Here is a 13,019-nt window from a genome sequence, read left to right as displayed (position 1 = left end):
CGAACCAGCCCCGTTCCGGTCCGCCGGAGCGGGGCTTTTTCGTATCTGTCCAAGGTTTAAGTTACGTCGGTCTCCGAAAACGCTATCAAGCGCCTCGACTATCGCGCGCTAGGCCAGAATCGGGAGAACGTCTGTCGTTCCACCACCGTGTCCGGCGCATGAGGGGCTCACTGATGCGTATTCTGATTATTGAAGACGATCTGGAGGCCGCCGGCGCCATGGCGCACGGCCTGAAGGAGGCCGGCTATGACGTCCAGCACGCGCCCGACGGCGAGGCGGGGCTCGGCGAGGCCCAGAAGGGCGGCTTCGACGTCCTGATCGTCGACCGCATGATGCCCAAGATGGATGGCGTCACCGTGGTCGAGACCCTGCGTCGCGAAGGCGACCAGACGCCGGTGCTGTTCCTCTCGGCCTTGGGCGAGGTGGGCGACCGCGTCACCGGCCTGCGCGCCGGCGCCGACGACTATCTCGTCAAACCCTACGCCTTCCCCGAGCTGATGGCCCGGGTCGAGGCCCTGTCGCGCCGTCGCGAAACCGGCGCCGTGGCCACGACCCTGAAGGTCGGCGAACTGGAAATGAACCTGATCAACCGGACGGTTCATCGCCAGGGCAAGGAGATCGACCTGCAGCCGCGCGAATTCCAGCTGCTGGAGTTCATGATGCGCCACGCCGGCCAGTCGGTGACCCGCACCATGCTGCTGGAGAAGGTCTGGGAATACCACTTCGACCCGCAGACCAACGTCATCGACGTCCACATCTCGCGCCTGCGCAGCAAGATCGACAAGGGCTTCGATCGTCCGATGCTGCAGACGGTGCGCGGCGCCGGCTATCGGCTCGATCCGTAGGAGACGGGCGGCGGCCTAGCCACCGGGAACTGACATGCGTCTGCCGCGTCTTCTTCGCACCACGCCGTTCCGGCTGACCCTGCTGTTCCTGGCCCTGTTCGCGGCGGCCGCCAGCGCTTTCCTGGGCTATATCTACGTCGCCACGGCGGGCGAGGTGAACCGGCGCGCCCAGGCCGAGATCAGCCGCGAGTTCGAGAGCCTGGAGGCGGCCTACCGCCAGGGCGGCGTCGACGCCCTGAACCAGACGATCGTCGAGCGGGCCACGGGCGAGCGGCCGTTCCTCTATTTCCTGGCCGATCCGAACGGCAAGCGCATCTCCGGCTCTATCGAGGAGTCGCCGGTCGCCAATTTCAGCGGCGACGGACCCGAATGGGCCAGCTTCAAGGTCACCGAGACCGACCTGGACGGCGCCGAGGTCAAGGCCGCCGCGCGCGGGGTGCAGCAGCGGCTGGAACACGGCGAGATCCTGTTCGTCGGCGCCGATGTCGACGCTTCGGAAGCCTATGTCCGCAAGATCGTCCGGGCCCTGTGGGGCGCCGGGGCCTTGGTCATCCTGCTGGGCATGTCGGGCGGGGTGCTGATCAGCCGCAATGTCAGCCGCTCGATGCAGGGGCTGGTGGACGTGGTCAACGACGTGCGCGCGGGAGACCTGCATGCGCGGGCCAAGATCCGCGGCGCCCGCGACGAGTATGACGAGCTGGCCGAGGGCCTGAACGACATGCTCGACCGGATCGAGCGCCTGATGGGCGGCCTGCGCCACGCCGGCGACGCCATCGCCCACGATCTGCGCTCGCCCCTGACCCGCCTGCGCGCCCGCATGGAAGTCGCCCTGATCGACGCCGAGAACGGCAAGGGCGACCCGGTGGCCGCGCTGGAGACGGCGCTGATGGACGCCGATGGCGTGCTGAAGACCTTCAACGCCGTGCTGGCCATCGCCCGCCTGCAGGCCGCCGGCTCGGCTCCCGATCAGCGCAATTTCGACGCCTCGGAGCTGGCCACCGACATGGCCGAGCTCTACGAGCTGTCGTGCGAGGACAAGGGCCTGGATTTCAAGGCCGAGATCGTCCCGGCCCTGCCGATCAAGGGCAATCGCGAGTTCCTGGCCCAGGCCCTGGCCAACATCCTCGACAACGCCATCAAATATACGCCGGAAGGCGGGGCGATCATGCTGCGCGCCCGTCGCACCTCGTCGGGCGAGCTGGAGTTCTCGGTCACCGACACCGGCCCAGGCGTGCCCGAGGCCGACCGCGCCCGCGTGATCCAGCGCTTCGTCCGCCTGGAGAACAGCCGCAGCGAGCCGGGCGCGGGTCTTGGCCTGTCGCTGGTCCAGGCCGTGGCCGCCTCGCACGGCGGCCGCCTGGAACTGGCCGAGGGGCCGGGGGAATACAACGGCTCGGGTCCGGGCCTGCGCGTGGCGCTGCTGCTGCCACGGGTGGAGTAGGGTAGATGCTCCCCCGCGATGCGGGGGAGCTGTCGCGGAGCGACTGAGGGGGCTAGCTGGAGGTCGGCCGCATTAGCCCCCTCCGGCCCCCTGGGCCACCTCCCCCGCGTCGCGGGGGAGGATCTGGAAGGAGCAGCCAATGCACCGTCGCCAATTCCTGACCGCCTCGCTGTTGGCCGCCGCGTTCACGCCGGCCGGCGCGCTGGCCCAAGCGCAGCCCGCGCCACCGCCGTTTCCGCCTGTCGACGCCAAAAGCGTCTGGCTGGTCGGCGACAGCGCCCCGACGGATCCGGTCAGGAGCGCCGCGCGTCTCGCCGAGTTGGTCCAGAAGGGCAAGCCGCGCGACAGCTACCTCTCGGGCGGCGCCGTGACCGAGCTCGAGCAGCGGTTCGCGACCCTGATGGGCAAGGAGGACTGCGCCTTCCTGCCGACTGGAACCCTGGCCAACCACGTCGCGGTCCGCATCCTGGCGGGCGACGCCACGCGGGCGATCGTGCAGCACGAAAGCCATCTCTATCGCGACGAGAGCGACGCGACCCAGCTGTTGTCGGGCCTGAACCTGGTAAACCTGGCTCCAGGACGCGCCGGGCCGACGCTGGACGAGATCAAGGCCGCCGTCGACGAGGCCGAGAACGGTCCCTATCCGCTGAAGATTGGCGCGATCTCGCTGGAGAGCCCGGTGCGCCGCGCCAAGGGCGAGATGCTGGACCCGGCGGCGCTGGCCGCGATCGCCGCCTACGCCAAGGGCAAGGGGATCCGGATGCACCTGGACGGCGCGCGCCTGCTGTTGGCCCCGCCCGGCTATGACATCGCCGGGACGGCGGCGCTGTTCGATACCGTCTATGTCTCGCTCTACAAGTATCTGGAAGCGCCGTTCGGGGCGGTGCTGGCGGGCTCCAAGGCCGACATCGCCGAGGCCCGGGCCCTGCGCCACCAGTTCGGGGGAACGATCTACCAGGCCTGGCCGTGCGCGGTGCTGGCGCTCGCCGCGCTGGACGATTTCGACGCTCGCCACAAGGCCGCCTTCGCCGTCGCCGACCAGTTGTTCGCGCTGTTGGAAAAAGCCGGCGCGGCCAAGCTGAAGCCCGCCCCGAACGCCTCGAACATCCGTCAGCTGGTCTTGAAGCCCAAGCTCGCAGAGGGCGTCTTCGACCGCATGCGCCAGGCCGGCGTGCGGCTGGCCAAACCCGGCGCGGACGGCGCGGTCGATATCTGGATCAACGACACGATCAGGCGTCGGCCGGTCGAGGACTACGCCAAGCTGTTCCTGGGCTAGCCGAGCGCTATCGCTCCGCCTGAACCCAGGTGATGGCGCCGGTATAGGGGTCCATCTGCGCCGCCATGCCGGGGCGCAGGTCGCCCGCGTCCGGGCCGCGCGGGGCGACGCTCCAGACCAGGAGCATGGCGGCGATCGCCAGGAAGGTCATGGTCAGGAAGCCGGTGACGTCGCGCACCAGGCTGGGCTCGCGGCGGTTCAGCAGCGAGACGCGCAGGATCAGCGGATGGGTGGCCCAGCCGCAGGCCAGGGGCGAGACCGAGACGCTCATCTGCGCCTTCATCAGCGCCCTGGCGTAGTCGGCGCGGATGTCCGAGCGCAGCGCCACGACGGTGGCGTCGCAGGCCAGTTCCTGGTCGATGCGAACCAGGCGCGAGGCCAGGGCGATCATCGGGTTGCACCAGCCGAGCACGCCGGCCCCGGCGATGACCAGGTTGGCGATCGGGTCGCCGCGATTGATGTGGGTGCGCTCGTGCAGCTGGATCATCTGGCGCTCGCGGGCGTCGAAGCGCTCGGCGAAATCGGATGGCAGCACGATGCGGGGCCACAGGGCGCCCATGACGGCCGGACCGGCGACGCCCTGCTCGACGCGGCGACGGAACAGGTGCTCGCGCAGAACCAGGATGGCGGTGGCGATGGCGCAGCCGGCCAGCCACAGCAGGACCAGCTTCGGCGCCCAGGCCCCCAGCGGACGGGCGGGCGAGCCGATGTCCATGGTTTCGGCCAGGCTGGGCAGGAAGGCGGCGGCCGCGGCGGCGGGCACGATGGCCCACAGGCCATAGCCGCGGCGGGGGCCGAACAGCTGCCGAACCGACGGGCGCAGCAAGATGACCAGCAGCACGGCGGCCGCGGCGGCGATCTGGGCCCGGACTAGGGCGAGGGCGAAGAGCTCGATCATCGTCGGATGCGGTTCCTGGCCGTTTCTTGGACTCAATGGTTACAACTGTAATTTCCCACGTCAAGCGCCTGTTGCGAATAGTTCTCTGGCACGCTCACCGGTAGCGCCCGCCGGACGCCACGCCCCGACTCGTTCCGCTGCTTGTTCCACCGTCCAAGGCGGGCCAGTTTGCCCGCATGACTCGTCTCACTCCCGGCCCCCTCGGCGACCGCCTCACCCCCTGCGGCCCCGTCATCGACGCCAAGGCCGCCGAACGGGCGCACGAGGCGATCGCCAAGCGGGCGGGAGAGGCCATGGGCGGGGTCGACGCGGCCTGGAGCGCCCTGGCTCCGGTGTTCGCGGCTTCGCCCTATCTGGCCGGTCTCGCCCGTCGCACCGGCGGACGCTTGCCGATGATCCTGGGCGGCGATCCCGGCGAAAACTTGACCATGATCCTGGCCGCCGCCGAGGCCGTCGCCGCCGAGCCGGATTTCGAAACCGCCCGCCGTGTGCTGCGTGAGCTCAAGGCCGACCTGCACCTGCTGACCGCCCTGTGCGACCTGGGTGGCGTCTGGGACCTGGACGCGGTGACCGGCGCCCTGACCCGCTTCGCCGACGCGACCCTGAAGGCCGCCCTGGCCCAGGCCGTGCGGCAGGAGGTGGCGCGCGGCGCGCTGACCCACGTCGGCGAAGGCGAGGCCGGACCCGCGCCGGGCCTGTTCTGCATCGCCATGGGCAAGCACGGCGCGTTCGAGCTGAACTATTCCAGCGACATCGACTTCTCGATCTTCTACGCGCCGGAAAAGCTGCAGGTGGCCGAGGGTGTCGAGCCTCAGGCCGTGGCAGTGCGGATCGCCAACCACCTGGGCCGGGTGCTGCAGGAGCGGACCGGCGACGGCTATGTCTTCCGCATCGACCTGCGCCTGCGCCCCGATCCGTCCTCGACCCCGCCGGCCATCCCGGTCGACGCGGCCATGGACTACTATGAGAGCGTCGGCCAGAACTGGGAGCGCGCGGCCCACATCAAGGCCAGGATCGCGGCTGGCGATTTCCAGGAAGGCGCGGCGTTCCTGGAGGGGCTGCAGCCCTTCATCTGGCGCCGGAACCTCGATTTCGCGGCCATCGCCGACATCCACTCGATCAAGCGCCAGATCCATACCTACAAGGTCGACGACCGCCTGACCGCCAAGGGCGCGGACCTGAAACTGGGGCGTGGCGGCATCCGTGAGATCGAGTTCTTCGTCCAGACCCAGCAGCTGATCCTGGGCGGCCGCCAGCCGGATCTGCGCAGCCCACGCACGCTGGACGCCCTTCTGGCCCTGGCCAGCGCCGGCCACGTCACCCTGGAGGACGCCGGCTGGCTCTCCAAGGCCTATCAGGACCTGCGCGCGCTGGAGCACCGCGCCCAGATGATCGCCGACGACCAGACCCACAAGCTCCCGGAGTCGGACGCCGAGCGCAAGAAGGTCGCCGCCCTCTGGAACCATGACAATCTGCGCAGCTTCGACGCCGCCGTGGGCAAGATCCTCAAGGGCGTCAACCAGCGCTATGGCCGGCTGTTCGCGGGCGAGGAAGAGCTGTCGTCGCGTTTCGGCAGCCTGGTCTTCACCGGGGTCGAGGACGATCCCGAGACCCTGGCCACGCTGAAGCGCATGGGCTTTTCCAGTCCCGAGCGCGTCGCCGCCACCATTCGCGGCTGGCACCATGGCCACATCGCCGCCACCCGCACCGAGCGGGGGCGAGAGCTGTTCACCCGCCTGGCCCCGCGCCTGCTGGACGCGGCCAACGCCACGGGCGCGCCGGACCAGGCCTTCAACCGTTTCGCCGACTTCTTCGGCGGGTTGTCGTCGGGGGTGCAGATCCAGTCTTTGTTCCTGGCTCAGCCGCGCCTGTTCGAGCTGATCGTCGAGGTCATGGCCTTCGCGCCGCGCCTGGCCACGACCCTGGCGCGGCGACCGACGGCCTTGGACGCCCTGCTGGATCCGGCCTTCTTCGGACCGATCGAGACGCCCGCCGTCGCGCCCTGGGATCCCGAGGACTTCGAGGGCGCGATGAACGCCGCCCGCCGCCTGTTCCGTGACCAGAGCTTCCGGATCGGCGTGCGGGTGATGAGCGGCAGCGCCGACGCCCGCGACATCGGGCGGGCCTTCGCCGAGCTGGGCGACCTGATCATCGGCGGCCTCGCGCCGGCGGCCCTGTCGGAGGCCGAGCGCCTGGGCGGCGCCTTCCCCGGACAGGTGGCGGTGGTGGCCCTGGGCAAGGCCGGCTCGCGCGAGATGACCGCCAAGTCGGATCTCGACCTCATGACCCTCTATGTCGCCGACGCGCCCACCAGCGTGTCGGCGGTCAAGGAGTGGAGCGCCGACGTCTTCTACGCCCGCTTCACCCAGCGCCTGGCCTCGGCCCTGTCGGCGCCGACCGGGGAGGGGACGCTGTACGAGGTCGACCTCAAGCTCCGGCCCTCGGGGACCAAGGGGCCGGTGGCGGTCAGCTTCGCCGCTTTCGAGGACTATTACGACCGCGAGGCCGAGACCTGGGAACTGCTGGCCCTGACCCGGGCCCGGGTGGTCTGGGCCAGCTCCCCGGAGTTCAAGGCCCGCGCCGAGGGCGCGATCGAGGCGGCCCTGCGCCGTCCGCGCGAATGGAAGAAGACCGCCGCCGACGTCATCGAGATGCGTGAGCTGATGGAACGCGAGCGGCCCGGCAAGGGCGACTGGGACCTGAAGCTCGACCCCGGCGGCCTGGTCGACATCGAGTTCGCCGCCCAGTTCCTGCAGCTGGCCCACGCGGCCAAGGGCGGTCCGCTGGCTCAGAACACCGGCGAAGCCCTGGCGGCCCTGCGCGCGGCGGGTCTGGCCGACGACGGCGCCCTGGCCCGGCTGGAGGTCGCCTGGCGGCTGGAACAGGACCTCTCCCAGCTGATCAAGGTCGCCCTGGAGGACGGTGGCGACCCCGAGGCCGAACCCAAGGCCTTCAAGGCCCTGCTGGCCAAGGCGGGCCATGTCGGTCAGTTCAAGTCGCTGAAACCCAAGCTGGCCAAGGCCAAGGCCGACGCGCGGGCGGCGTACGAGGCGATCGTGCAGGCGCCGGGGTAGGACGGCAAAGCTCTCAACGAACCCTTTGTCCATCGTCATCCCGGCCGCAGCGTAGCGGAGAGCCGGGACCCAGGGGCAACCGCACGGCCATTGGCCCCTGGGTCCCGGATAGCCTCTGCGAGGCTTCCGGGATGACGAGGACATTTTGCGGAACACTCACGACGGAATCCCCCTCGCCACGCGTTCAACTCTGCATGGGACGGCCTTCCAGCCATGGAGACCTCTGAACGATGATCCTACGCACCTTGATCGCCGCCGGCGCCGTGTTCGCCGTCGTGGCGCCCGCTCTGGCGCAGACCACAGCGCCCTCTGGCATGACCCTGCAACAGTTCCAGGCCTCGAACGGCGACAAGATGTTCGCCCGCCTGGACACCAACAAGGACGGCAAGATCTCGCCCGACGAATTCGTCGCCTTCCGCAAGCAGAACGCCGAGGCCGACGCCAAGGCGGAAAAGGCCGGCAAGCGCGGACAGAAGCTGTTCTCGCGCTTCGACGCCGACAAGGACGGCGCCCTGTCGCGGACCGAGGCCAACGGCGTGCTGGCCTGGCGCTTCAAACGGATGGACGCCAACAACGACGGCGTCCTGACGCTCGAGGAGTTGCAGGCCAAACCGGGCAAGGCCAAGGTCGGGGTCTGATGGCGACGTGCGCGGTAGGTTGACGGTTGGCGTCCGACGGGAACGATCCCGACGAAGCCTTGCTGGCGGGAGTGGGCCGGGGCGACCCGACCGCTGTCCGCACGCTGCTGGACCGACGCCTGCCGCGCATTCTCGCCCTGGCGAGGCGCATGCTGAACGATCCCGGCGAGGCCGAGGACGTGGCCCAGGAGACCTTCCTGCGGGCCTGGAAACAGGCGCGGGGCTGGAAACCGGGCGGCGCGCGGTTCGACACCTGGCTGCACCGCGTGGCCCTGAACCTCTGCTACGACCGCCTGAGGCGCCGGCGCGAGATCGCGACCGATACGCCGCCCGAGCAGGTCGACACCGGCCCGGCGCCGGACGCGGGCCTGCTGGGCGCGGACCTGACCCGGCGCGTCGAGACGGCCCTGGCCGCTCTGCCGCCGCGCCAGCGCGAGGCGATCGTGCTTTGCCATCACCAAGGCTTGGGCAATATCGAGGCCGCGGGGTTGATGGCGATCAGTGTCGAGGCTCTGGAAAGCCTGCTCGGACGCGGCCGCCGGTCGCTGAAGGCGGCGCTGGCCGATCTGGCCGGCCATGGGGCGGGGGCAAGGGAATGAAGGAGGCGTGGTCATGATGTCTCTCGAACGGTTCGAGGTGCTGGCCGAGACCTATGGCGGCGAGATCGCGCGCTGGCCCGAGGGTGAGCGCGAGACCGCCCGCGCCTTGCTGTCCGCCGACCCGGAGCGCACCGCGCCCGTGCTGGCCGCCGCCGCGCAATTGGACCGCCTGCTCGATCTCGCCCCGGCCCAGAGCGTCGACGCGGCCCTGCTGGGTCGGTTGATCGCCGCCGCGCCGCAGCCCGCCAATACCGCGCGCCGCTGGGTCGCGGGCCTCGGCGCGGCCCTGGGCCTTTCCGCCGCCGCCTTGGCGGGCGTGGTCGTGGGCGTCGTGATCAGTCGTCCAAGCCCGGTCACGGCCCCGGTCGCGGCGCCGGTCGAGTCCGTGGTCACGGCGGTCGACACCTCGGCCGCCTTGCAGGACGCCATCGCGGAGCCTTCCGAACTATGAGCGGTTCGCGTCCGTGGATGATCGCCCTGGCCGCCTCGGCGGTGGTCAATGTCTTCCTGATCGGCGGGCTGGCGGGCATGGCCTATGTGCGGCTGACCGATCCGCCGCCGGCGCCCGTCGCGAGCGCGTCCGCGCCCGCACGCCCCGTGGTCGCGGCCTCCAGCCCGCCGCCCGTGCTCCAGCCGCAGGCTCCCGTGGCGACGAGCGACGAGACGCCGAAGCCCCCGCGCCACGCCCCGACCCGCCCGTCGTCGCCGGTCGTCGAGCGCCCGCCGCCGCCCGTGGCCGCGCCGCCTGTCGAGGCGGACTCGCCGCGCGGCGCCTTGCCTCGACCGCCCCTGATCTCGGCGGGCGACGGGCTTTCCCCGGAAAGCCGCCGGGCCTTCCGCCGAGCGCTGAACGAGACCAACAAGCGCAACAAGCCGCTGACCCAGCAGGCGCGCGCCGAACGGCAGGCCGCCCTGGCCGCCCTGGGCGCTCCGGGCTACGACGCCGGCGAGGTGGCCCGTCGGCTGGCCTCGGCGCGCGCCCTGGACCAGCAGGCGCGCGGCAATGTCGAGGCGACCCTGGCGTCGTTCACCGCCTCGCTTTCGTCGCAAGAGCGAGCGGCTCTGGCCGACGGTCTGGCGCGGGTCTACGCCCCGGCATCCCGGCGGATGGACGGTCCGAACTGATTTTTCGGTTCGCGCGTAACCAAACGGCATGCGGCGACGTATCAGTGACGTAGCCGCTTCGGAGCATTCCCATGCTGATCCGCCACGCCCCCGACCTGACCGACAACGACGTCACCGACCAGGGGCTCTATCTGAAGCGCCGGACGCTGATGGCGGGCCTGGCGGGGGTCGGCCTGGCCGGCGCGGCGGGGGAGGCCCAGGCGGGCCTGGCCTTCAGCAAGGGCTTCTCGACCACCGAGAAAGCGACCTCGAGAGAGGACATCACCAGCTACAACAACTTCTATGAGTTCGGCGTCGACAAGGGCGATCCGGCCGAGAACTCCGGCAAATTCAAGCCGCGTCCCTGGACGGTGCGGATCGACGGCGCCTGCGAGTCCCCGCGCACGGTCGGCATCGAGGATCTGATCAACGGGAACAAGCTGGAGGAGCGCATCTATCGCATGCGCTGCGTCGAGGGCTGGTCGATGGTCATCCCCTGGGTCGGCTTTCCGCTGAAGGACCTGATCGCCTCGGTCAAGCCGACCTCCAAGGCCAAGTTCGTCGCCTTCGAGACGGTGATGCGGCCCTCGGAAATGCCCGGCCAGGGCTGGAACACCCTGGACTGGCCCTACCGCGAAGGCCTGCGGATCGACGAGGCCATGCACCCGCTGACCTTGATGGCGGTCGGCCTCTATGGCGACGTCCTGCCCAACCAGAACGGCGCGCCGCTGCGGCTGGTCGTGCCGTGGAAGTACGGCTTCAAGGGCATCAAGTCGATCGTCCGGATCAGCCTGGTCGAGAAGCAGCCGGTCACCGCCTGGAACAAGCTGGCTCCCCGCGAGTACGGCTTCTATTCCAACGTCAATCCGGCCGTGGACCACCCCCGCTGGTCGCAAGGCTCCGAGCGCCGCATCGGCGAGTTCAAGCGGCGCGAGACCCTGCCGTTCAACGGCTACGGCGAGTATGTCGCCGATCTGTACCGGGGCATGGACCTGAAGAAGAACTTCTGATGGCGCTTCACTCTTCTCGTCATCCCGGACGGCCCGAAGGGGCGATCCGGGACCCAGGGGCCGTGCGCACCGCCCCTGGGTCCCGGCTCTTCGCGCTGCGCGCCGCGGCCGGGATGACGAGAGGGGGAGCGTGAGGTGAGCACACCCCGCAAGCGTCCTTCAAAGCCCCAGGACAACCTCGTCTACGCCCTGGTCTGGCTGGCCTGTTTCGCGCCGCTGGTCTGGCTGGCGTGGAAGGGCTTCGCCGGCGAGCTGGGCGCCAATCCGATCGAGAAGCTGATCCGGCAACTCGGTGTCTGGGGGCTGCGGCTGCTGCTGGTCGGCCTGGCCATCACGCCGGCGGCCCGGATCCTGAAGATGCCGCGCCTGGTCCGTTTCCGGCGAACCATCGGCCTGTTCGCCTTCAGCTACATCGTGCTGCACCTGTGCAGCTACATCGGCGTCGACCTGTTCTTCGACTTCAAGCAGCTGTGGAAGGACATCCTCAAGCGGCCCTTCATCACCCTGGGGATGCTGGGCTTCACGCTGCTGATCCCACTGGCGGTGACCTCGACCAACGGCTGGGCAGTCCGGATGGGACGGGCGGCGTGGACCCGGCTGCACAGGCTGATCTACCTGATCGTCCCGCTGGGGGTGATCCACTACTACCTGCTGGTGAAGGCCGACCATCGGCCGCCGCTGATCTACGGCGGGATCTTCATGCTGCTGATGGGCTGGCGGGCCTGGGACGCCTGGAGTCGGCGTCCGGCGCGCTAGAACAGCTCGGCCTCGGGATCGCGGGTCTGATCCCGCGTCCAGCGTCCGGAGAGCTTTGAACCCGAGCATGGCCCCTTCTGGGTCAGGACCACCGCATCGGCGGTGAAGACCGCATCGAGCCGGCAGGCGTCGGGACCCGTGCCGGCTAGGGGGAAGGTCACGGCGGTCTGGCTTGGGGCCACGCGCGCCGGCTTGTCCTCGTCGGTGGCGCCTCCGGTCGCGTTTGGGTCGGCCAGGGCGAAGCCCGCCCTCAGCCCCGCCGATGCGGCCTTGACGGCCAGGAAGTCCTGGCCGCGGACATAGATCCCGCTCAGCCGGAAGCCCGGGCTCTTGAGCACGGCGATGCGCTCGGCGTGGATGTCGCGCAGGCAGGACAGGCGGCTGTCGTCGTCGTTGCAATAGACCCCGCCCATGTCCTGGCCAGGGGGCAGCAGGGTCCGGCTGCCGACCCAACCCCGCTGGGTCATCTTCACATAGGCCGCGATCTTGCCGTCCCAGACCTTCAGCGCCTCGCCATAGGCGGCGGCCAGTTCGCTATCCTGGCGCGACAGCTGGGGATCGGCGCAGATCAGCTTCTCGACCTTGGTCCGCGCCTTGCCGCAGTCGAAGCTGGCGGCGGCGGCCGGGCCTGCCAAGGCGAGGGCCATCAGGCCCAGAAGGGCGGCGATCAGGCGGGCCATCGGCTAGTTCTCGTTGAGGAAGGGCGAGCGGGCCGGGTCGCGACGGAACACGCGGTCGGCGAACAGCAGCTTGCAGTTTCCCGTGCTCGGGCCCGAGACGGTGACGGTGTCCTGGGTGAACGCCAGGATGATCGGGCAGTCGGCGTCGCTCTTGTAGTCCAGTCGCCCCGCCGCGTCGGGCATGCCGCGAGCCTGCTGCAGCATGTTTCCCGCCGAGTTGGGACAGTAATAGATGTCGATCGACAGCTCGTCCTTGGGATAGCTGGGCGAGACGTCGACGAAGATGCCGTCCTTGGGGCAATTGCCGGCGACATAGCGGCCCGTCCACTTCAGGCTCTTGCGCTGCAGGTAGCCCAGGCGCAGTTCGTAGTCGCGCTTCAGGCAGGCGACATCGCCGCCCTTGCAGATCGTGTCGCGGTCTCGCAGCCAGTTGCGCTGTTCGGTGCGGAGATAGGTCGCCCAATTCCCGGCGGGCCACAGGGTGAGGGCGGCCTTGTAGGCGGCGGCCACCGCCTCGTCTTGTTTGGAGAGCGCCGGATCGCGGCAGATGGCCTTTTCGGTCGCCGTGGCGGCCTTGGCGCAATCGAAGCTGGCGGCCTGGGCGCTGGGGATGAGCGCCAAGCTCGCGAGGAGTATCAGGGCGGCCAGACCGAAAACGCGACCCATCGGAGGATCTCCCAGGCGATGCCTGGGCAACC

13 protein-coding genes and 1 pseudogene are annotated in these 13,019 nt (G+C 69.8%); 11 read left to right on the top strand and 3 right to left on the bottom strand.

Annotated elements, in window-relative coordinates:
• Positions 1-173 precede the first annotated feature (173 nt).
• From uczR to AC1RRV_RS17495, 3 genes are all read left to right on the top strand, one after another.
• Positions 174-845, top strand: a complete 672-nt coding sequence (gene uczR, locus AC1RRV_RS17505) for a two-component system response regulator UczR (RefSeq protein ID WP_492860927.1) — start codon at positions 174-176, stop codon at positions 843-845.
• Between the two features lie 34 nt (positions 846-879).
• Complete coding sequence (gene uczS, locus AC1RRV_RS17500; RefSeq protein WP_492860926.1) at positions 880-2,286, top strand: two-component system sensor histidine kinase UczS; 1,407 nt, start codon at positions 880-882, stop codon at positions 2,284-2,286.
• A 139-nt stretch (positions 2,287-2,425) separates the two neighbouring features.
• A complete protein-coding gene (locus AC1RRV_RS17495; protein ID WP_492860925.1) occupies positions 2,426-3,562 on the top strand; it encodes a threonine aldolase family protein in 1,137 nt (378 codons plus the stop codon).
• A gap of 7 nt (positions 3,563-3,569) precedes the next feature.
• Here AC1RRV_RS17495 and AC1RRV_RS17490 read toward each other — a convergent pair whose 3' ends face one another.
• The gene (locus AC1RRV_RS17490; protein ID WP_492860924.1) at positions 3,570-4,460 is read right to left on the bottom strand and encodes a M56 family metallopeptidase; all 891 of its coding nucleotides are present in this window, start codon (positions 4,458-4,460) and stop codon (positions 3,570-3,572) included.
• A 176-nt stretch (positions 4,461-4,636) separates the two neighbouring features.
• Between AC1RRV_RS17490 and AC1RRV_RS17485 the strand changes: the two genes are divergently transcribed.
• From AC1RRV_RS17485 to msrQ, 8 genes and pseudogenes are all read left to right on the top strand, one after another.
• Complete coding sequence (locus tag AC1RRV_RS17485; RefSeq protein ID WP_492860923.1) at positions 4,637-7,534, top strand: bifunctional [glutamine synthetase] adenylyltransferase/[glutamine synthetase]-adenylyl-L-tyrosine phosphorylase; 2,898 nt, start codon at positions 4,637-4,639, stop codon at positions 7,532-7,534.
• 36 nt (positions 7,535-7,570) lie between these two features.
• Positions 7,571-7,669: pseudogene (locus AC1RRV_RS17480) on the top strand (hypothetical protein); the annotation flags it as partial.
• 95 nt (positions 7,670-7,764) lie between these two features.
• A complete protein-coding gene (locus tag AC1RRV_RS17475) occupies positions 7,765-8,172 on the top strand; it encodes an EF-hand domain-containing protein (RefSeq protein WP_492860922.1) in 408 nt (135 codons plus the stop codon).
• Between the two features lie 26 nt (positions 8,173-8,198).
• Positions 8,199-8,771 carry an RNA polymerase sigma factor gene (locus AC1RRV_RS17470; RefSeq protein ID WP_492860921.1) on the top strand — a complete coding sequence of 191 codons (573 nt, stop codon included), beginning with the start codon at positions 8,199-8,201 and terminating at the stop codon, positions 8,769-8,771.
• A gap of 13 nt (positions 8,772-8,784) precedes the next feature.
• Positions 8,785-9,222, top strand: a complete 438-nt coding sequence (locus AC1RRV_RS17465) for a hypothetical protein (protein WP_492860920.1) — start codon at positions 8,785-8,787, stop codon at positions 9,220-9,222.
• Complete coding sequence (locus AC1RRV_RS17460) at positions 9,219-9,896, top strand: periplasmic heavy metal sensor (protein ID WP_492860919.1); 678 nt, start codon at positions 9,219-9,221, stop codon at positions 9,894-9,896. Before AC1RRV_RS17465 ends, AC1RRV_RS17460 begins: the two co-directional genes overlap by 4 nt.
• 71 nt (positions 9,897-9,967) lie before the next feature.
• Positions 9,968-10,885, top strand: coding sequence for a protein-methionine-sulfoxide reductase catalytic subunit MsrP (gene msrP, locus AC1RRV_RS17455; protein ID WP_492860918.1), 918 nt, complete (start codon positions 9,968-9,970; stop codon positions 10,883-10,885).
• A 135-nt stretch (positions 10,886-11,020) separates the two neighbouring features.
• On the top strand, positions 11,021-11,641 hold the full coding sequence (gene msrQ, locus AC1RRV_RS17450; protein ID WP_492860917.1) for a protein-methionine-sulfoxide reductase heme-binding subunit MsrQ: 621 nt from the start codon (positions 11,021-11,023) through the stop codon (positions 11,639-11,641).
• Here msrQ and AC1RRV_RS17445 read toward each other — a convergent pair.
• Together AC1RRV_RS17445 and AC1RRV_RS17440 are read right to left on the bottom strand one after the other, a co-directional pair.
• A complete protein-coding gene (locus tag AC1RRV_RS17445; protein WP_492860916.1) occupies positions 11,638-12,321 on the bottom strand; it encodes a lysozyme inhibitor LprI family protein in 684 nt (227 codons plus the stop codon). The two genes, msrQ and AC1RRV_RS17445, sit on opposite strands and share 4 nt — an antisense overlap.
• A 3-nt stretch (positions 12,322-12,324) precedes the next feature.
• A complete protein-coding gene (locus tag AC1RRV_RS17440; RefSeq protein WP_492860915.1) occupies positions 12,325-12,987 on the bottom strand; it encodes a lysozyme inhibitor LprI family protein in 663 nt (220 codons plus the stop codon).
• Between the last annotated feature and the right edge of the window lie 32 nt (positions 12,988-13,019).

Source organism: Caulobacter sp. GW821-FHT11E10 (assembly GCF_058808375.1).
Note: the sequence above shows the minus strand (reverse complement) of the source record. Positions and strands in the feature narration are given on the sequence as shown.

Bases quoted from the DNA above. Each gene is read 5' to 3' on its own strand.
- uczR (WP_492860927.1), top strand. From the start codon at position 174: ATGCGTATTCTGATTATTGAAGACGATCTGGAGGCCGCCGGCGCCATG.
- uczS (WP_492860926.1), top strand. From the start codon at position 880: ATGCGTCTGCCGCGTCTTCTTCGCACCACGCCGTTCCGGCTGACCCTG.
- AC1RRV_RS17495 (WP_492860925.1), top strand. From the start codon at position 2,426: ATGCACCGTCGCCAATTCCTGACCGCCTCGCTGTTGGCCGCCGCGTTC.
- AC1RRV_RS17490 (WP_492860924.1), bottom strand. From the start codon at position 4,460: ATGATCGAGCTCTTCGCCCTCGCCCTAGTCCGGGCCCAGATCGCCGCC.
- AC1RRV_RS17485 (WP_492860923.1), top strand. From the start codon at position 4,637: ATGACTCGTCTCACTCCCGGCCCCCTCGGCGACCGCCTCACCCCCTGC.
- AC1RRV_RS17475 (WP_492860922.1), top strand. From the start codon at position 7,765: ATGATCCTACGCACCTTGATCGCCGCCGGCGCCGTGTTCGCCGTCGTG.
- AC1RRV_RS17465 (WP_492860920.1), top strand. From the start codon at position 8,785: ATGATGTCTCTCGAACGGTTCGAGGTGCTGGCCGAGACCTATGGCGGC.
- AC1RRV_RS17460 (WP_492860919.1), top strand. From the start codon at position 9,219: ATGAGCGGTTCGCGTCCGTGGATGATCGCCCTGGCCGCCTCGGCGGTG.
- msrP (WP_492860918.1), top strand. From the start codon at position 9,968: ATGCTGATCCGCCACGCCCCCGACCTGACCGACAACGACGTCACCGAC.
- AC1RRV_RS17445 (WP_492860916.1), bottom strand. From the start codon at position 12,321: ATGGCCCGCCTGATCGCCGCCCTTCTGGGCCTGATGGCCCTCGCCTTG.
- AC1RRV_RS17440 (WP_492860915.1), bottom strand. From the start codon at position 12,987: ATGGGTCGCGTTTTCGGTCTGGCCGCCCTGATACTCCTCGCGAGCTTG.